19 protein-coding genes are annotated in these 19,325 nt (G+C 42.1%); 6 read left to right on the forward strand and 13 right to left on the reverse strand.

What is annotated here, in order from left to right:
• Positions 1-10 precede the first annotated feature (10 nt).
• Together nosZ and AB3N61_RS12690 are read right to left on the reverse strand one after the other, a co-directional pair.
• Positions 11-1,891, reverse strand: coding sequence for a Sec-dependent nitrous-oxide reductase (nosZ, locus tag AB3N61_RS12685; protein WP_085988908.1), 1,881 nt, complete (start codon positions 1,889-1,891; stop codon positions 11-13).
• A gap of 54 nt (positions 1,892-1,945) precedes the next feature.
• Positions 1,946-2,392, reverse strand: a complete 447-nt coding sequence (locus tag AB3N61_RS12690) for a c-type cytochrome (RefSeq protein ID WP_020768828.1) — start codon at positions 2,390-2,392, stop codon at positions 1,946-1,948.
• A gap of 214 nt (positions 2,393-2,606) precedes the next feature.
• On the opposite strand from AB3N61_RS12690, the gene AB3N61_RS12695 reads away from it, so the two are divergent.
• Positions 2,607-3,230 (forward strand): Crp/Fnr family transcriptional regulator, encoded by a 624-nt coding sequence (locus tag AB3N61_RS12695; RefSeq protein WP_020768923.1) that lies wholly within the window; start codon positions 2,607-2,609, stop codon positions 3,228-3,230.
• Between the two features lie 23 nt (positions 3,231-3,253).
• Here the strand turns inward: AB3N61_RS12695 and AB3N61_RS12700 are convergent, their stop codons facing one another.
• The 3 genes from AB3N61_RS12700 to AB3N61_RS12710 are packed head-to-tail and all read right to left on the reverse strand — an operon-like array spanning position 3,254 to position 7,136.
• Positions 3,254-3,745, reverse strand: a complete 492-nt coding sequence (locus AB3N61_RS12700) for a copper resistance protein CopD (protein ID WP_367897763.1) — start codon at positions 3,743-3,745, stop codon at positions 3,254-3,256.
• 12 nt (positions 3,746-3,757) lie between these two features.
• Entirely contained in the window at positions 3,758-5,491 is a 1,734-nt protein-coding gene (locus tag AB3N61_RS12705) for a thiamine pyrophosphate-binding protein (protein ID WP_020768914.1), read from the reverse strand.
• A gap of 16 nt (positions 5,492-5,507) precedes the next feature.
• Complete coding sequence (locus AB3N61_RS12710) at positions 5,508-7,136, reverse strand: FAD-binding dehydrogenase (protein WP_036089149.1); 1,629 nt, start codon at positions 7,134-7,136, stop codon at positions 5,508-5,510.
• A 209-nt stretch (positions 7,137-7,345) separates the two neighbouring features.
• On the opposite strand from AB3N61_RS12710, the gene AB3N61_RS12715 reads away from it, so the two are divergent.
• From AB3N61_RS12715 to AB3N61_RS12725, 3 genes are read left to right on the forward strand one after another with little or no spacing between them, the layout of a single operon-like run.
• A complete protein-coding gene (locus AB3N61_RS12715) occupies positions 7,346-8,236 on the forward strand; it encodes a patatin-like phospholipase family protein (RefSeq protein ID WP_020768869.1) in 891 nt (296 codons plus the stop codon).
• A complete protein-coding gene (locus AB3N61_RS12720) occupies positions 8,233-8,592 on the forward strand; it encodes a hypothetical protein (protein WP_020768749.1) in 360 nt (119 codons plus the stop codon). Before AB3N61_RS12715 ends, AB3N61_RS12720 begins: the two co-directional genes overlap by 4 nt.
• Positions 8,593-8,642: 50 nt before the next feature.
• The gene (locus tag AB3N61_RS12725; RefSeq protein ID WP_081603572.1) at positions 8,643-10,073 is read left to right on the forward strand and encodes an OmpP1/FadL family transporter; all 1,431 of its coding nucleotides are present in this window, start codon (positions 8,643-8,645) and stop codon (positions 10,071-10,073) included.
• 170 nt (positions 10,074-10,243) lie between these two features.
• On the opposite strand, the gene AB3N61_RS12730 is transcribed toward AB3N61_RS12725, so the two are convergent.
• The 6 genes from AB3N61_RS12730 to AB3N61_RS12755 form a co-directional block, all read right to left on the reverse strand.
• A complete protein-coding gene (locus AB3N61_RS12730) occupies positions 10,244-11,563 on the reverse strand; it encodes an N-acetylmuramoyl-L-alanine amidase (RefSeq protein ID WP_412758413.1) in 1,320 nt (439 codons plus the stop codon).
• A 128-nt stretch (positions 11,564-11,691) separates the two neighbouring features.
• Entirely contained in the window at positions 11,692-12,447 is a 756-nt protein-coding gene (locus AB3N61_RS12735) for a hypothetical protein (RefSeq protein ID WP_367897765.1), read from the reverse strand.
• A 54-nt stretch (positions 12,448-12,501) separates the two neighbouring features.
• Positions 12,502-13,188: an O-methyltransferase gene (locus AB3N61_RS12740; protein WP_367897766.1), complete on the reverse strand. Its 687-nt coding sequence runs from the start codon at positions 13,186-13,188 to the stop codon at positions 12,502-12,504.
• A 4-nt stretch (positions 13,189-13,192) separates the two neighbouring features.
• Positions 13,193-14,023, reverse strand: a complete 831-nt coding sequence (locus tag AB3N61_RS12745) for an MBL fold metallo-hydrolase (protein WP_020768803.1) — start codon at positions 14,021-14,023, stop codon at positions 13,193-13,195.
• Entirely contained in the window at positions 14,023-15,456 is a 1,434-nt protein-coding gene (locus AB3N61_RS12750) for a M16 family metallopeptidase (RefSeq protein WP_367897767.1), read from the reverse strand. The genes AB3N61_RS12745 and AB3N61_RS12750 overlap by 1 nt, the downstream gene beginning before the upstream one ends.
• On the reverse strand, positions 15,453-17,030 hold the full coding sequence (locus AB3N61_RS12755) for a M16 family metallopeptidase (RefSeq protein ID WP_367897768.1): 1,578 nt from the start codon (positions 17,028-17,030) through the stop codon (positions 15,453-15,455). The genes AB3N61_RS12750 and AB3N61_RS12755 overlap by 4 nt, the downstream gene beginning before the upstream one ends.
• A 95-nt stretch (positions 17,031-17,125) precedes the next feature.
• Here AB3N61_RS12755 and AB3N61_RS12760 point away from each other — a divergent pair, with 95 nt between their 5' ends.
• Complete coding sequence (locus tag AB3N61_RS12760) at positions 17,126-17,746, forward strand: hypothetical protein (RefSeq protein ID WP_198289296.1); 621 nt, start codon at positions 17,126-17,128, stop codon at positions 17,744-17,746.
• 17 nt (positions 17,747-17,763) lie between these two features.
• A complete protein-coding gene (locus AB3N61_RS12765) occupies positions 17,764-18,183 on the forward strand; it encodes a lipoprotein (protein WP_367897769.1) in 420 nt (139 codons plus the stop codon).
• A gap of 212 nt (positions 18,184-18,395) precedes the next feature.
• Here the strand turns inward: AB3N61_RS12765 and mpl17 are convergent, their stop codons facing one another.
• Both mpl17 and AB3N61_RS12775 read right to left on the reverse strand, forming a co-directional pair.
• Positions 18,396-18,791, reverse strand: coding sequence for a cell surface protein MPL17 (gene mpl17 / locus AB3N61_RS12770; RefSeq protein ID WP_257588064.1), 396 nt, complete (start codon positions 18,789-18,791; stop codon positions 18,396-18,398).
• A gap of 39 nt (positions 18,792-18,830) precedes the next feature.
• Complete coding sequence (locus AB3N61_RS12775; RefSeq protein ID WP_257588065.1) at positions 18,831-19,325, reverse strand: YajQ family cyclic di-GMP-binding protein; 495 nt, start codon at positions 19,323-19,325, stop codon at positions 18,831-18,833.

Genomic DNA, 19,325 nt, shown 5'->3' on the forward strand with positions numbered 1-19,325 from the left:
GATCCCTCGTTTAAGGAAGCACCCTTATGTACTGCTGCATTTCTTGGTGAAGCGCCGAACAGAAATCCGTGCAATAGAAAGGATAGATCCCAGGCTTAGGCGCTTTCCATTTGAAAGTCCTGGTCTGTCCCGGCATGATCAGAAGGTTAGGCATTTCAGGCGCCCCACCCACCGCAAAACCGTGAGGAATATCGAAGTCTTGTTCCAAGTTAGTCACATGGAAGAATACAGTGTCACCGCTTCTTACTTCGATAGTATCCGGTTTAAAGTGAGAACGTATCTGAGTCATATAAACTCTGACAGTGTTTCCTTCACGAACAACTCTCGCGTCCTTCTCATTCTTGATCGCATAAGGATGTTTATTTTCTTCTAATGGATAAATTTTTGCGGCCTTATCCATTAGAAGTTTTGCAGGTATCATCTGAGAATAGTGAGGTTCCCCCACAGTCGGAAAATCGGAAAGAAGTTCCGCTTTGCCTCCGGAAATATCGTACAACTGGGCGCTCTGAGGCAGCTCCATACCGACTGGAAGATATCTATCCTTAGTGATCTTATTCAATGCGATCAGATATTTTCCATACGGATCTTTAGAACTTCCGCCTACGATGGAAAGGTGACCCACACTATAGTAAGCGGGAAGATGTTGTTCCACTTCCCAGGTGCCTAGTTCCCATTTTACGACTTCCGAACTTACGAAACAGGAAGTGTAAGCATATCCCTTTCCGTCAAACTCGGTATGTAAAGGACCTAAACAAGGCTTCTTTACTTCACCGGCAAGAGTGGATTCGTATTTTAATATTGGGATATCCATGATCGTTCCGGATCTATGTTCCGGTTTGTCCTTCACTTCCATAAGTTTAGAGAAGGAGTGAACCGGGATCACTGTCGCGAGCTTTCCTCCGCCTACGATATATTCTCCGGTAGGATCCACATCCGTTCCGTGAGGACTCTTAGGAGTAGGCATATAATACATGACTCCCGGGCAATCCTTAGGCTGGAGCATTTTCACTCCGCTCAACTTTTCGGAAATCGCAGGCTGGTTCTCCGGTAGATAATTCCTATAATATTCTCCACCAAAGTTAGACGCCTTTCCTTGGTCCAAACATTGTTTCGCACGAACCCAGTTGAACGCTAAGATATAATCCTTATCATTCTTAGATGCTCCCACTTCTATCATCTTATACGCCTGTTCGGAGTTGTATGATGTGAAGAAGCACCAGTCGTGGGATTTTCCTTTTCCGCAGTGGGATAGATCGTAATCGAAACCTGGAACAAGTATCTGCAGTTCAAGAGAAAGTCTTCCCGATTTAGGATCTACCTTCACCATAGAAACCGTTCCTTTAAAATCTCCTTTAGAAAAATTTTCTATAGGAACACTTGCCTGAGGGATCGGAACGGAGAACCTTGTCGCCGCCATCAGATACTCGGTGTTCTCGGTAGCAAAAGGAGAAGCATGGTTACCCGCACTATTCGGGATCTCGATGATCTCTTTTGTTTCGAAAGATCTTAGATCGATACGCGCAAGTCTTGGCGTGTTATTCGCATTCAAGAACAACCAACGACCGTCTTGTTTTCCGTCCGTCATGGAAGCTTCTATATGGTGGCTATCGTCCCAAGGAACATATCCATGAGTGGTCCTAAGCATGTTCTTAGTTTCTTCGTCATATCCATAACCGTTCTCCGGAAAGACAGAGAACACCGGAATGATCTTGAATAAACGAGTAGAAGGAATTCCGTAGACCGACATTTGCCCGCTGAATCCTCCGGAAAGGAAAGCATAGACTTCATCCTTTTCTCCCGGCGCCACATACACACGTTTCGCCGCATCGGAAGCGAGCGCAGCGGTTGCAGCCCCGTTCTTACATCCGTACCCTAAACCGATGAGGATCATCAGTCCGATAGGTACAAGATTCCTGAATTCGTGTTTTTTCATTTTCTTCCTCCTTTATTTCTTATCCATTTTTCTAAGATATTCCAGGATCTCTCTGGCCTCGGATTCTTGAACGTTTTGAAACGTCATCTGAGTCAGATGTTCTGCGAGAAGTTCCTGAGCGATCGGATCCTTCTGTGTCATCTCGATAGGATTCAAGATCATATTCATGATCCACTCCGGAGTCCTTCTCTCGGTTACTCCCTTAAGCGCAGGCCCCACGACCTTCTCTTCGAATTTATGACAAGCGCTACATTTTGTTTCGAAGTTCAGCTTTCCCTTCTGAGCCATACCTTCATTTAACGTGCCTAACGTAACAGAAGAGACTGGCCCGACTCCTTTACTAGCGACAGAACTCTCGGTCTCCGCCGGTTTTTCCTTCCCGCAATAAGAGAAAGCGATTAAACCTAACAGCACCGGAGCGATCTTGCCGAATTTTATGATATTCTTAATTATCTTCATAAACACCCGAGCGTCCGGCTCTTCAGGTTTCAGTGATGAGATCCAACGGCCGGACTTTCACTCATCTAACTACGTTCAGGAAAGAAGCTCCTTGACCCGGGTCAATCGGCCCGAAAAGCCACGGATGATAATTGTCATGCGGCCTTAAGATCGATTCGTAGATTTTCAAGTCGTCAAAACTTATAGAATAGGATCGAATGAGAATGAGTAAGATATGGGATTAATGATCTTCGATGAAATAACTAAGGATGAGATGTTATCCATCTTTTCCGGCGGAAGGAAACGGACTCTTAAAAAAGACGAATTCTTATTTCATCAAGGAGACGAAACGGATTGTTTACATCTTCTGATCGAAGGTAAACTGCAGATATTCAAATACGATTCAAGCTCCAACGAGATCACTTTGAATTTTTTCAATCCTGTTTCCATGATCGCAGAACTTGCGCTCATCAACGGGATCGCATTTCCTGCATCCGGTAGATTTGTAACGGATGGAGCAGTCCTATCCCTTCCCTTTAAAGAGCTGCGGGAAAAAATAAAAACGGATATTTCTTTAAATCATCTTTTGATCCAATCCTTGTTCAATAAGATCCAAGCGTTAAATCTTTCCATCAATCGCGGAATGACTATGGATTCTTTACAGAGAGTGGCTCACTTCCTGTATTATCTTCCGGAAAGCCAAGCAACACTTGCACATTCCCAGATCGCTTCCATGCTCGCTCTAAGACCGGAAACCTTTTCAAGAGCGCTCAAACAACTCAAGGACCAAGGGATCATAAATCCGGAAAGAGGATTGATAGAGGTTATCAACAAAGAAGAATTGAAAAAATTCTTTTAGTACGTATTAAAGAAGAAGGTCCGCTAAAACGTAAAACCTCTCGAATACGCAAGCCCCAACACAGCGATCAATAATGAGATCAAAAGATTGATCCTTCCGAATATGGATGCAAACTTTCTGCTTCTACTATCCGATCTTGCTCCCTTCTCCATTTCCTTAAATGCAGTCGGACCGATCAAAAAATCATGAAGAACGGAACTAAGAAGTAGAAGAAGGAACAAGATCATCTTTATAAGAAAGATCCTTCCATGAGGAGATATCCAGTAAGAAATCAAGGAATACGCCTCGAAATACTCTTTCAAATAAGCGATACTGATACCCGATCCGATCAATATTATAAATACATAATAAGAAAGTTTTCTGAATTGTAACGCGATCTTGAGCAATAGAATGGTTTTAACATCCGAAAGCTCCTTATCCTTATACACAGGACGGAAGATCAGCACAAAAAAAAGCATTCCACCCACCCAAAAGGCAGCCGCAAAAAAGTGGAATAATAAAGCTATAAAATACATGGAAAGAAAGCTTTAGCCTGTCACTTTTCTCCAAAGAGCGCGGCCGATAAATCTGAATTTCTCTCCTAAAGGAAATCTTCCCAGATTGGCTTGGACCACTCCTTTTGTAAATCTGGTGGCTTTAGAATAATCTATCTTTATATCCACAATGACCGGCCTACCTTCTTCCGAGATACGAAATGCCTGCTTTAAGATCGACTCGATGTTTTCATTCGATTCAAGAGAAAGATAAGCGGCGCCGGTGCCTTTTGCAATACCTTCTAATTGTAATTCACCAAGAATTGTACAAGTCTTACGAGAATATGGTATCTGTTGCCCTTGGGAGATCTGGCTTAATTCCCCGTCGTAAAATACACAAATGACTACGCCCGCAGAGTTTGTAGTCGCAGTGAGTAATTCTAATCCGGTCATTAAAAATGCGCCGTCACCCACGATCCCCACAACATTTCGATCCGGGTTTGCGATCTTAGCTCCTATAGAAGCAGGCACACAATAACCCATAGAATTAAAATCGCTAGGAGAAATAAATGTTTTAGAACGGATCACAGGAAATAATTCAGCAGCCAAAAAAGTATGGTTCCCATCGTCCACTACCAGGATATCCTCTTCTTTCATTTGTTTACGCAACTCTCGAAAGAAGATAGAAGGATTGATCCGATCTGCGACGGAATGTTTTTCCCATTCTTCTGCGTATTCTTTTTTCTTCTTTAGGATCAGGTCTTTTATTTTTGCGGATTTTCTTTCTTGGACCCCTTCTTTCTTTAATTTTTCCAATATAGCGCCTAATATATGTTTGGCGTCTCCTTCTAACTCCGATTTAGCAGGATAGTTTTTGGAGAACACGTCCGGATTCACATCTATATGGATCAGATTTTCAGGTACCTTCATACTAAAACTACCGGTAGGGATCTCTGAAAATCTTGTTCCGACAGCCAAGAGACAATCACAATTCTCGAAAGCTGCTTCTCCCGCAGGAACCGAGTACGCACCGAATCCCATTCCGGTATGAAGAGGATGAGTTGCCGGAAACACGCTTAATCCTTGCAAGGTAGTTGCCACAGGGGAACCGATCAATTCGGCAAGTTCGATCAATTCTTTTGTCGCGTTCCTTGCTCCCCAACCTGCAAATATCCCCGGATGGGAAGAGCGCTTTAAAAGTTCACATGCTTTTTCAAACGCTGCCTCGTCGATCTTCCATACGTTCCTTTCCGGCATGAATTTGGGAATATAAGAAACTTTTCCCGAAAACAATTGTATATTTACAGGAATTTCCACAAATACGGGTCCAGCTTCGTCCTCCGTTGCAACTTCGTAAGCTTCGAATAGAATGGGGACGATCTCCTCATGAGTTTCTACTCTAAAGAATTTTTTAGTGATCCCTTTCAAAAATCCGGACTGATCTATTTGATGTAATTGGAATTTTTTTCCAGTGTCCGTTCTCACTCCACCGGAAATGACGAGCATCGGAATTCCATCCAAATAAGCTTCCCCTATTCCGCTTAACGCGTGAGTTGCTCCCGCGGCGGGAACGATCACTAATGTTCCTAAGGACGCGGAAGTCCTACTGATTGCATCCGCCATAAACGCCGCTCCACATTCATGGGTAACCAAAAACGGAGTGATTGTGCTGGATAGATTCAATTCGTCGTATAATTCCGTAGTATGTACTCCTGGTATTCCGAAAGTGAATTTCACTCCGATCTGTTCCAAGGCGTATACGATCAATTCTGCTCCGGTTTTTTTCATATTAATTCTCTTTTATTTAAGTTTTTATAATGGAACGAGCGGCAATTCTGGAGGTAAGTATACAACTTCCTAAAAAAGTCCCTTCTAGAGCGCCTTTCCCGTGAATACCGCCGCCGCCGAAACCGGCTGCTTCTCCCACCGCATACAGACCTTCTATCGGATTTCCTTTAGGATCCAAGACCCTGGATCTTAGGTCCGTTTGGATGCCTCCCATGGATTTTCGAGTCAGGATAAATTCGCGTATAGCGATCAAAGGTTTCGCTTTCCGATCCAAGATCTTCTGGAACTTGCAGGTTCGGGCCCGATCTCCACGATAATTACGAAGTTGAACGATCCTTCTGAGCTGATCGTCGTTATGGAATACTTCTCCCCTTTCGATCATTTCATCGTATTCTAATATAGTTTTTTCTAATCTGTCCCCATCGATGGAACGATCTTCATTCAATTGGTTCATTCCTTCCGCAAGTTCGGAGATGGAATCCGCCACTACAAAATCGATGCATTCTGAACTGATCTTTTTTAGGAAAGATTCGTTCCCGAAAAATAAAGTTTTCAAAAATCCGAAGAAATCCTTGTTTCGGATCGACTCGTTGAATTCGGAACCGGAAACGGCAAGTTCCTTAACTGCGATCTTCCAATTCATGATCTGCCAAGAGAATTTTTCCTCTTGGGCACAGATCCTTTCCACAAGATAGCGTGTATCAAAACCGGTAACTAAAGGGATGGGCCCAATCCTTTCTCCTCTTGAATTCAACCAAAGAGCGGACTTAGGAGGGACAAGACTGAGTCCTTCTCCTTCCCATTTAGGATCAGGATGATGAACTCCTGCGGCATAATTCCACATCTTATCCAGATGGGTCAGGTTAGCTCCTATCTTTGCAGAAGCAGTATGAAGATCTCCTATCGCATATTTATGTGAACCGTTCAGAATTGTCTCGGGCGGTTTGCCAAGAGATCTAGGCCAATATTTTCGGACCTTCTTCATGTCTCCCGCGATCCCGCCGCTCGCAAGCACCGTATGTTCCGCAAAGATCTCGTATTTGATCCCATCCGTTTCGGATTCTGCTATGCAGCCTTGTATTCTTTTTCCGGAGCGGATCAGCTCCTTGGCTCGAGTTCCAAATATAAAATGAAGCCGATTCAAATTTTTATGAGAATATAAGTTTTTCTTTAATGCGGAGATCAAACCCTCTCCGGTTCCCCAAACCATATGGAATCTAGGAACGCTATTCCCAGGTTTGAATAATCCTCTTTCTACCCAATGTACGACAGGGAAGAAGCCGACGGATTTTCCTTTAAGATAATAGAATATATCCTCTAAAGACCGGTTAACGTATTCCTTCGCCCAGAGTTTAGGGAGTTTGTCTTCTTCCGAAAATTCAGCCGTAGAATACCAATCTGAGAGGGCTAAAGAATTATTATCCTCTATCCCGTTCCATCTTTGGATCGGAGTATCCACCATAAAGATACCTCCGAAAGAAAGTCTAGCAAGGCCTCCTAATCGATCCTCAGAATCACGATCTACCAAGATCACTCTTTTTCCGGAATCAAGTAGATCCAGGGCCAGAACGATCCCGGCCAGACCACCTCCGATCACCAAGACTTCGGTGGATAAGGATATTTTTTCCTTCTTCTTCTCTTCCATTTTCGGGATCAATCCTAACTGAAAATCTTTCAGATGCAATTGATCGATATCAATGTGCGTATTAACATTTATCATGTTTAATGAGTTGTAATGGATTTCTGGACCTTGGAGTCTTCTTGAATTTGCAACATTTTTGGAAGAGATGAACTCTTATCTTCTATAAACGGGAAAGAAGGATAAGATCCTAAGTTCCCGATAAAGGAGAGATCATGGAACTTCCTAAAGCAAAAAAAGGAAAGCGAGCGTTATTGGTAGAAGGAGGAGGAATGAAAGGAGCGTTTGCGGGAGGTGTATTACATTCTTTGAATTGTATCCTGCCTGCTAAAAATTTCGATCTAGTTCTTGCAGTTTCTTCAGGGGCTTGCTGTGCGGCTTATTATGCGACCACTCCCGACCCTGAACCTGTTTCCGGAGAACATACTCTTTCTATCTGGAAATACGAACTTGCCGGTAAAAAATTGATCTCCGTATTCCATCCGCTTTTCGGTAAACCTTTTCTAGATCAGAAATATTTAATAGATTATCTATTCCGAAAAAAATATAGGATCTTGACCGAAAATTTAGGAAAACGAGGATTGCCCGAGTTAAGGATCGCAGTAAGTAATCTCCGCTCCAGGTCCGTAGAATACAGAAAGGCAACCAAAGAAAATCTTTTCGATCTATTAAAGGCGGCTACGTCCCTTCCTATAGCAACCAAAGGAAAATATAAGGTAGAAGGTGAATATTTATCCGACGCAGCTATCTTAAATCCTCTGCCATTACAAGATCTCATCCAAGCGGGTTATAAGGACATAACGGTGGTATTAAACTCACCTGTACAACATTCTTCTCCGCCGCTTACATCCATTAGCAGATTTTTATCCTTTCCTTTAGATCGGAAATTGTCTAAGATTATGAAATTTTCACATCATACGAATTATAATAACGCTCGCGAGATCGCTTCCAATCCTCCCAAAGGAGTCCGAATTTATACGATCGCGCCCGAATCCAAACTTCCGGTAGGTCTAATCACCACTAAACAATCCAAGCTTGAAGCGACAGTGGAGCTAGGAAAAGAGATCGGAAGAAGAGCCGCAAAATTTTTAAAACGAAAACTATGAAAACGATCTCCTTTCCTTCTCTCAAACCCGCGCTCGAACGGATCAATTACGAATTGATAATGGACTTCGAAGAACATCATCCTAGAGTCTATATCCATTTAGAATGGAATTCTCAAGAATACAAAAAAGAGCCTCGTTACGAATTCCCGGAAGGAGGATTACTTTTTATTAATGTGCCAACTTGGGAGTGGATGGAATTTATCGACGGGATCCAACCTCCCGAAATGGAGATCCGAGACTTTCGGATCGAATTCATCTGCTTTCCGGAAGATCGAAGGAAAATGGAAACCGCATCCAGGTTCTCCATCCGTTATCCGGCCTATCCGGATCCTACAGTTTACCTCACCAGATTCTAAGAATTGACTTGGATCAATGCATTTGCTGGGTTCTTTTATATAATTTGAGAATGAAACTCGGAATTAATATCAAATATAAAGACATCCTCTCCCGACCGAAAAGGGGCACGGTCCCCTTTTTACCGATCCTTCTCCTTTTCTTATCAATCGACTCTGCTGTGTATGGATTCCAGGGGATCATGCCCACCGCTTTCGGCGCGAGGCAAACCGGGATGGGAGGCGCATTCCAAGCAGTCGGTGGTTCCGTTATGGACTTGGAATCCAATCCGTCTCACTTGGCGAGACTCACTGCCCCAAAATGGGAGTTCGGGACCTCCGTTCATTTTGCAAGAATAGAATATTCAGATTCTTTTATAGACCAGGACCCCAAACTTTCCTACCAAAACAAGATCGTGGAAACTCCAAGGGCTGTTTTCCCGTATATGGGTTATATACTTCCGGTCACGGATCGACTCGGTATCGGGTTTGCGTTGTATACGCAAGGCGGAGGAGGAGGTTCTTTTTCGAATATAAACCGGATCTCACCAGGCAAACAAAGTTTAAATGATACGTTAGACGCCGACTCTCCCTTCGGAACGGAAAGAAGAATACAAGAAGATCTTAAATTCAAATTTATGCTTACTAAGTTGACCCTAGGCGCCGGATACAGATTCGGGAATCTATCGGTCGGCGTGGGCCTTGATCTTGCATACGCATTCATGGAAATGAAGAAGACAAACTTAGACCTAAGCCGCACAGTCGAACTACCGGGAAGCCTAGCTTATAATAGCGATCCCGCTTACTCTTACGGAGGAAAATTAGGATTTTCTTATGAACTTTCCCCTAATATTAGGGTCGCTTATTCTTATACGCTTCGAAACGTTTTACATATGGACGGGCAAATGAAGATAGAAGGAGAAGATCCTATTATCAAAAATGAGTCCAGAGTTTCCAGATATATGGTTTGGCCGGATCGACATATTTTCGGGATCTCTTATAGGAACAATTCTTGGATCTTCGATTTTGATATTAAATATATTCCTTGGTCCCAAAGTTTTAGCACAAATCGTTTTATCTTGGAACAACCTTTAGTAACTACTCCAATCGGCCTGGGATCAAATGTAATGCAGATGAATTTCAGATGGAGAGATCAATATTGTTTTGCTTTGGGTGCGGAATATGAATGGAAATACGGATTTAGGTTCAGAGCCGGATATAGTTATGCTAGAACTCCTATGACCCCTCAAGGTCTAAATCCGATGCTTGGAACCACAAATGAACATCATCTGGCTGGAGGTTTGGGATATTATACTACGAACGGTTACGCGCTTCATTTGGCGATAGAATACGCATTTCCAAAATCGATGAAAGGTAGCGAGTCTTCGGATTGGGCCTTGGCACATTCTATCTTTTCCGCAAAGGAGATCCAACTGACCCAATTCCAATTTAGCAAGTCTGTTTCCGTACTGAGCGTAAGCTTTGGCGTCGAAAAAAATATTTAAGGGAGAAGGAATCAAAAATAGGGATCTATCAGACTCTTCAATGGATCGAACTGCTGATCGCAGAATTGATCCGAGCGACCAGAGCCTAATTGTTTCTCAGGAATTATAAAAGCAAGGAGGAGATTTCGAATGTTTCTGAGTTCTGCCCGTTGTGGAAAGAAGACTCAAGATTACTCGTCTCTTACCACCCTAAAATAATTCCCTTCCTTCAAGTTCTCATAACGCGCCCAGTCTATCTTCTTCCCTTTGGGAACGTAGGGTAGATCTGCAGATTTAATTTTGATGCCGTGAAATAAGGAATAGATCCCCACTGCCAAACTGATCGCAGTGTCCTTTTTTCTTTGGGTCAGGATCTTCATGTCCTTCTCCTTATCGATATAACCGATCTCTAAATAAGCGGAGATCGCATTGATAAAAGTAGGAAGACTATAAGTGGAGATATACGGTTTATTGATCGGACCTGGATTGGATAATTCTTCGTCTTGGGTCGGCAAAGTCCTAAGACCGTATTGTAAAAATCTCATGAGTTCCGCTGCGGCGTAATGATTGTCTCCGCCGAATCCTTCTGCGCCGTCCTCTCTTCTCCAGAGTTCGGGTTCTGCTCTTTCTCTATCCCAAAATTTTCCTTTGGCGGAATATTCAGAATGTTTTTTGGCATAAGGCCCTGGACCGTTTAACACCGCTTTGTCGATCCAGCCCGGAGGATCTGCATATTTCCAGGTTACCATGTTTTGGCGGTATCCTTCGAAATTGGAAAGATCCGTTTTTTTCCCGGATTTGTTCGGCCAGTATCCGTTAAAATAGATCCAAGCATCTGCGACTGCATTTTCTAAACGGGACCATTCCATTTTGAAACGCATCCATTCGCTCCAAGGTCCTTCTTCAAATGACTTAGAAGATTTTCCTTCGGATATTTTTCGTAAATTATAGAATGTTCTATAAGAAGGAGAGAGAACCGCAGCCATTCCGCCTGGATGCCCTTTCCAACTTGGATTCAAATGTAAAGACAGAACTAAATAAGGTCGAGCCGCATTGATCCTGGAAATCCTTCCAGGTTTGATCTTTCCTGTTTTTTTATCCGGATAATCATACAGTCTGTAAAAAGCATTTGGGTCGGAAGAAAGATCGGCTCCTTCTTCTTTTGCAGTTTCCTCTCTAGTCAGATCCGAATCTATTCTGATCCAAGGAAGTGTATCGTTTGTGAATTTTTTAGCGTAGGATCGGAATGTTTCGAATCCTTCCTGAGTTTTGGTGAGATCCAAAATTTCTTTTACTTCTTTTGCAAGAGCGAGTACTACTTCACTTTCTCTTCTGGATTTTGTTTGGGCGCCCGCCTTATAAGGTTCCAGATATTTATTCGAGATAGGATCGTACTTGTCTCCGTGTTCTTCCTTAGGTTTTAGATCCAAACCTCCATGGCCCGGATCTATGACTATATTATAGGTTCTTTTCGGGGTTGTTTCTTGGGAAGAAACGGAGAATGAGAATATTAGAAGGAAAAGTGTGAGTAAAATTTTTCGTATCACGTATGGAAATTTATTTCTCCGGGGATCTCAGGCATAGCCTGTTATCCCCTCATGATACGTCAAGGAATCCGAGCGTTTAACCCGGAGATCTTTTAAAGTTTGGTCTCTGCGTACACCATATTGCGGTTGTCGCTCAGATCCACCTTGTATTTCTCCCGGATATTTTTACTCTCCTCTTCGGTTTTCAATTTGCTGAGGATAGAAATTCCGTATTCTTTCGCGATCCTAAGATGCATCAGGCTATCCTTAAATCTGGAGTCCCTTCTCATCTTCTCCGCTTGGATGAATTGATAGTAAGCGATCTGAAGTTTGTGCTGGTTATGAGAGACTTCTCGTCCCGCATATCCTTTTGCAGCCGCCCCTGGTCCGGACTTTTGTTCGATGGAAACGATCGCATCCGCACATTCTCCTAAGAGTTGATCCACTTTTTGGTTATATAGATCGGAGAATTTTCCGTACAGTTTGTTTGTCTCGTCTTCCGTTTCCTTCATCTTACGGCCGGCGACCACATATTTGCGCATTAAAGAATAGCGATATGCTTCGTTGTATTTTTTCCAGATGGTATCGAAGTCCTGTTGGGAATTCTGGACCTGAGATCCGAAATTTTTTACCACCACTTCCAGAGCGCCTAGATCACCTTTGATCTTATTCTGAGTGGAATCCAAGGTCCTGGCAAAATGAAATTCCTCCAAATAATCCCCTTGGTATTTAGGATCTTCGGCTGCGTTAGCCAAGGCAGAACCCTTACCGTCGTTATTTGTAGGTTTATTTTGTGCAGTGACGCCGTACGAAATTAAGAAGAATGCCGCAAGAACCGCGACGATCCGAGGGAAAGAAATTTTTGTCATGTGATCGACCCTTCGCGGTAATATAACACAACGCTTAAGAAGCAAACAAGCTTTTTATTGCTTAAAATCGAAACATAATATTCCGTCGCCGACAGGGAATATGGTGTATTCTATCTTGGAATTTTTGATTTGAGACCATAATTTTCGCACAGCTTGGTCGGAAGGAGCTTGGTTTTGCGGGTCCGCGATCCTTCCATGCCAAAGAACATTATCGTAGATCACTCTCAGATTTCTGCTCTTCCCCTTCTCCAGGATCATCTCTAAAATTTCAGGGTAGCGGACCTTGTCACAATCCACAAACATCAGTTCTTTCTTTCCGTAAGAAGAAGTATCCAAAAATTCTTTTACGATCTCGGAACAGTCCGCGTTCGTAAATTCCACTCTGGATGAGTTCGGCTCCAGCTTGGCAATAAATTCTTTCGCAACTTGGATGAACTCCGTTTCTCTATCTACGGTTCGGACTTTTACGTTTTTGCGGACTGCGGATAAAAGCCAGATCAACGAGATCCCATAACCGGTCCCTAATTCCAAAACAATATCCGGATCCCAAGAAGAAGCCAAAAACGCAAGCACTGCGCCCGAGGCAGGAGTTAAAACAGGGAACTTGTCTTGAGCGGCCTTTTTTTCAAGGTCTTCCAGCCAGTCATAAGGGCGCTTTATTAATTCAGAATGGATCCAATCCTCTAATCCGTCTTTATAAATAGAAGACCCGTATTTCTGTTTCGGATTTTGAGGAGCCATAATATTATCCGGGAAGAAAAAGGTGGATCCTATCCCTTTCGGAAAGGGGAATTCTTTTAGAGAATACTTTTCGAATATATGCGGAAGGATATCGTTTTGAAAAATGGATCAGAACTATCTTTTCGTTCTTAAAGGAGGAAAGATGATGTATTATCTCATCCAGATGGATATGTCCCCATTCTCTCGCATCTTCCACATTCCTTTCGTGATCTATATAGGTGCATTCTAAAAAAAGGATCTCGGATTCAGCCACATCTTTATGGGTCAGCACATATTCGATTTTAGTATCGCCGGAAAAACTAACCACAGGTTTGGAACTAAGTTCGTTGATATCGATCCCTTCTTTTTTCTTTTTTAAAAGTTCGTCCCTATCCAAACCTATAAATTCGGTTCTTAATTTTTTCTTTCTTTCATAAATCGTATACCCTTGGGAATCCACTCTATGGAATGTTTTCCATACTTTAAAAAAATGGGATGCGTCTATTTCAACCTCTTCTCCTTCTTCTAACCCTTTCATTTCGTAATGGTAAGTGAAGTCTTCTATCTTGGAATAGAGGGACAAAATTTCTCTCATAGGCGCTTCTAAGGTTTTAGGAAGATATATTTTAGGAGGTCCTAATTTACGTAAGGATCTTTGGGAAATATAATAAGGTAACCCTGCAGAATGATCCAAATGTGCATGGGTCAAAAGTAATCTTTCGATATTGATACGGTTGGGATTTTGGTGTCCAATATCGAACATCAACCCTAATCGAGGCATTACTACGGAAGTGCGAATTCCTCCTTCCGAAATTCCTTCGAATAAATATCCTCTATGTTCGAATGTACAATCCATTATGGAATCGGATCTTCCGGGCCGATCGTTTTTTGTCCAGGCAGGTCGGAAGAAACGGAAGATCTTGGGCCGGAGATCACTGCGGTAAGTTTATCTCTTCTAAAATAGATCTTACCTACTCTTCTCAAATCTGCAAGAGTAACTTCCTGGATTTTGTCTCTATAATTCTTCAGATAATCCTTAGGCATTTTATGCTCTCTGAAACGGACTTCATTGCGGAGAATTTCGACCGAATCGGTAAACAGGAAGATAAACTTGTTTAGGATAGCTTCTTTTGCGTTCTTCAATTCTTCTTCGCTTATATTGGAGAATGTAGAATCTCCTAAAATTTCTCCCATGAGATTATACACTTCCATGGTGCTTTGGGATTTCGTTTGAGTAAAAAAGTAGATCACCGAGTGATCTTTTTCAAATACAGGATGACTGGAAGAAGAATAAGCCAGTCCCTTGTCCGAGCGGATCTTACTCATAAAGTAGGACGTAAATCCCCCGCCTCCAACCAGATAATTCAAAACTTGCACGGCATAAAAATCCTGATCGTTATGCGCAGGCCCTACTCCCAGAAACAGGACAACATTCTGAGTATTCGCTTTGTCCACGATCAGGTTTTTGATCTCTTTACTTTTTAGTTTTTTATTCAACTCGTCAGGTATGGAACTTTCAGACTCCATCACAGGAGTTCCGGAGAATGCAGGCAGAATATCTCCTAAAAACTGAGGGATCTCTTCTTGGTTCCATTTACCGCTAACTAGAATAGAACGTCTAGAACTCAATAACTGATTCTTATAATATTCCCCTAGATCTTCTTCCTTTAATTGTTCAAGTGCGGATAACAAAAGAGACTTACCTTTTACTTTTCCTTGGTATACGAGTTCGTTTGCTTTTCTAAAAGCTAACCCTACGATATTATCGTTTCTCCTTTTGATCTGTTCGCCTAATTGTAATCTTGCGATTTCAAAAGCTTCTTTTCCGAAAATCGGTTGTTTTAGAAATTCGGAGATTAGAGCTTTGGATTCCTGATCATATCTGGAAAGCCAGGAGAATGTTAAAGTCACGGTGTCCAGATCGGAATCCACTCTCAGTTTGGAACCGAAGGATTCCCAGACTTCCGCAAAACTTTCTCCGGGATGGGAGATTGTACCTCCCCTCTTCCAAGCTTCCGGAAAAATTTCCACTAGTTCGAAAGGAGTTTTTGTGTAAAAAGAAGGTCCCGCGTAAAATGTGATCTCCAGGGTTTTAATAGGGAACTCGGGGTTTTCCAAATATAAGATCCGAGTGTTCGGGTCCTGACCAATCTCCCGAATTTCAGGAAAATGGAATTCTAAGGCGGGGATCTTTACGTCTTTTACAAAATCTCCCGGAGCCGCGTCCGAGCTGATAAAAGGGAATAAAAACACAAATGAAGAGATAGTTAATCTTTTTATTATATTCATTTTTTCTCTCCGTCGGAATTGATCAGATCGCCTACGGTAAGGTTCCTATGTGTGAAATATTTTTGGGCCACTCTCATGATATCTTCGGGAGTGACTCGATCCAATCGAGCGTAATCGTCAAAAATTTCCGTCCAATCTCCCGCCACTAGCTCGTAGTATGTAAGAACATCCGCCAGTTTAGAATTACTATTCAAACCTCTGATATAATCGGCAACGATCTGGTTTTTGATCTTCGCCAGTTCCTCTTCGGTAACCGCTTCTTTTTTGAGAGTTTCTATTTCTTCCAAGATAGAAGTTTCTATCCTGTCCGGGTCGGCCCCTCTCACATTTGTCACGTAGATCGCGAATAGATTTGCGTATCTTTCTCCCGGTTCTCCAGTCCAACAGGCAACTCTCTGGGCAAGTTTATCTCGAAGTACCAGTCTTTTATACAATCTACCGGTTTCACCCTGGGATAAGATCGCATCTATCAATTCTAAAACAGGTTTATCCGGATGAGGAGAAGCTGGAGTCAGCCAACCCATTACTTTCATAGGACCGGAAGAATGTTTTACGGTCACTCTCCTCGTCTCATGATCAAAACTTTCTTGCTCATGAGAAAGTTTAGGGGAAGGTCCGTCCGGAATATCTTCGAAATATTTTCGGACTAAACTTTCTGTCTTATCGAAATCCAGATCTCCTACGATCCCGATTGCCATTTTATGCGGTCTGTAATTCTTTTTGAAAAATTCTTCCGTTTTATCTATGTCCAAAAAAGGAAGATTGGATTCGTAACCGATCACAGGCATTCCGTACGGATGTTTCGGAAAAGCGGCGCCTAAAAATTTTTCTCTTAAGATCCCCATTCCCTGGTTTTCCACTCTCATCCTGCGCTCTTCCAGGACCACATCCCTTTCCGTATAATATTCCCTTAATATAGGATCTTTTAATCTATCGGATTCCAGTTTTGCCCAGATCTCCAATCTATTTGCGGGAAGTAAAATCTGATAATTCGTAACATCATTCGTCGTATATGCGTTAAAACCTGTGCCTCCGTTCTTTTCGTAAATATAAGAATCTTCGTTAGAAACCACGAATTTACGATGAAGCTCCAACAGATTTTTAAACCTGATCTCTAAAATATTTTTATCTTTGATTAACTTTTCCGGAACAGGCTCCCCTTTTGCAGCCAGTTCTCTTTCCTGCATACGATACGAATCTAAACGTTTTCCCCAAACACGGATCTGTTCCAGATATACTTTTTCTTTTTCAGAATCGGTGACACCTATATTTTTCGTACCCTTAAAAAGCATATGTTCCAGAAGGTGAGCGGTTCCCGCGATCTCAGGAGTTTCGTCCGCAGCCCCCACCAAAAATTTGGTATAAACAGCGACCGTAGGAGAATCGGCCCTTTTCATCATAAGAAGCCGGATCCCGTTTTTCAGAGTAACCTTCTTCACTCTGGACTCCAAAGTGGTTCGGATCTCGGAGAAGATGTCTTCATTTGCGAACGTTTCGAAGTTTATAAGAAGACAAAGAATGAAAAACGAAAAGCTGAAACGAGAAATTACGGACTTGGAAAGATATTCCCACATAACCAACAAGTTTTCCCCTAAAAGTTATGTTGTCCAGAAGTTACCGGGAAAAAATCCCGCTGGTTTTTGTAGAGGGGAACAATAAACTAGGAACTATGTTGAGGGTATTGTCGGTCGTATTCCTGACATTTTTTTTCGGGTATTGCGAGCCCGCAGATCCCGAATACCGAAGAAAAATTTGGGATAACTTAAATGACTCAGGTTTTATTTCTCACGATTATTTCCAAGTTGTTGTGACAGTTCCGGTCCCGAACCAAGAAAAACCCCTTCTAACACTGAGAGAAGATTGTAAGTCAAGAGCGCTCCGTAAAAGAGATGAGATATCGGTTAATTTGCTTTTAGCACAGATCTCAGAGGAAAGAAAAACTTGGATCGGTGTCGGAGTTAATTCTACGGTTCCCAAGTATGAGCCGCTTCCTGGGCCTCCACAAGCGGTCCGTACCAAATCCAATTCTCCTATGGGTGCCGCTTCTATCGCTACCCAAAACGTACAGGCCCAGGTTGAAGACGATTCTCCGGAAGAAAAAAAAGAAAAAAAGAAGACGGAAATCGTAAATGCGGATTATTTAACTTACCGAGCTTCTTTCGCTTGGCTTTTGGATAAACTGTTCTTATATAGAGAAGATTATAGCGACCCTAAGAGCTGCACTTTCGTTTTTAGAGTTGTGGATGCGGATTTACTCAAGCGAACCTTAGAATCTAAAATTATTCAATAACAAAGGAATCTAACGCTATGCATACAAAAACGATTTTTGCGTTACTGGTCATTTCTCTCATTTCCGTATGTAAAACTCCTCAAACGGAAGAACCTAAAAAAGAAACTCCGAAGAATGTTGTGGAAGAGTCCGCTCCGACAGAAGACGACCAATTCGTAAAAGCGACCGAAGGTTTTATCAGCTCATCTACCTATCAAGTTGTTGTGTCTTCCTTGGATGGGAACGAGGGTGAGGCATTGGAATTGGCGAAAAAAAGAGCCTTAAATCTTTTTATAGCGGAAAAGGGAGACTCGTTTCGTCCTACCGACAGAAAATTCCTGAAAGAGTTAGTGGATTCCAAAGGAAAAATAGTAAAAGTTTCCAAACCGATCAACGGTAAGACATATTATCTATTTCATGTATCTCAACCGGATCTAAAGATAGAAATTAAGAAGTGATAAAGACCTACTTTGTAGGAATTCGCACAACGTATTATTTAACAGGATCTTTTTAATGGATTTCCCCTTAGAACTCCTACACGGCATGATTAAATTGTATAATGTTTGAAGAACCTGACTGTTGGCACTCCAACGTCGGCTGCTTCTTAAAATAAGTCACAAAAAAAGCGGCATCTCGACCGCTTTATTTGTGAGGAAGAGTAGATATTCAATTATTGTATAATTTCTTTTTGTAATATCTTCCCAGGAATACAGATATTCCTGTTATAGTCGCAGTAGAAAATTTTTGCGTGGATCTCCAGCTCTCCTTTTCCTTCCAATTTTATCTGCATTGGCTCCACTGATTCGAAATATTCTTTTTTGCGGGGAGAAGTTTTACCTTTCAGTTTTAGATCCGCAGAGACCACTTTTAATCCGGATCCAGGATTGAGTAAAATACGATGGGGAGCCTCTTTTTGGATCCCGAAATTTTCGGGATGAGCCACTTTCAAAAGATAAACGGAAGGTGAAGATTTTTCTATTTTGAACTTGATCGGATTTTCCTCTTCTGCAGAAAGTCCTGAGATTAGAAGAATAGAAATAATTGCGGGAAATAGAAAACGTTTCATACTTAGATTAGACCCTTATCGTTTCGGAATGTTACGGTTTTATCCTTTAAAATTCTGGAATTGAACATCGAAAGGAAGGTCCGCAGATTTTAAAAGTCTCATGATCTCTTGGAGATCATCCTTCTTCTTTCCTTGAATCCTAACACAATTCCCCATGATAGTAGGGATCACTTTCAATTTGGAATCTTTTACGATCTTAGTGATCTCTTTGGTCTGTTCTTTTTCAAGACCGTTGCGGATCTTCACTTTCATCCGAACGGTATTACCTGTAGCAGGTTCCAATTTGGATTTAAAATCGAAGGACTTGAGACCGAGTCCTCTTTTTGCCATTTTGTTGATCAAAACATCGATCACACTTTCCAATTTTGCTTCATTGTCCGAGATAAGGATCAGATTCTCCTCTTCCAATTTGATCTCCGACTTGGAACCTTTAAAGTCGAATCTATTCTTGATCTCCGCGATCGCTTGGGTAACCGCATTTTGTAATTCAGGTCTATCTATCTCGGAAACAACATCAAATGATGGATCGCTCAT

Source organism: Leptospira sp. WS58.C1, assembly GCF_040833995.1.
GTDB classification, from domain to species: Bacteria; Spirochaetota; Leptospiria; order Leptospirales; family Leptospiraceae; genus Leptospira_B; species Leptospira_B cinconiae.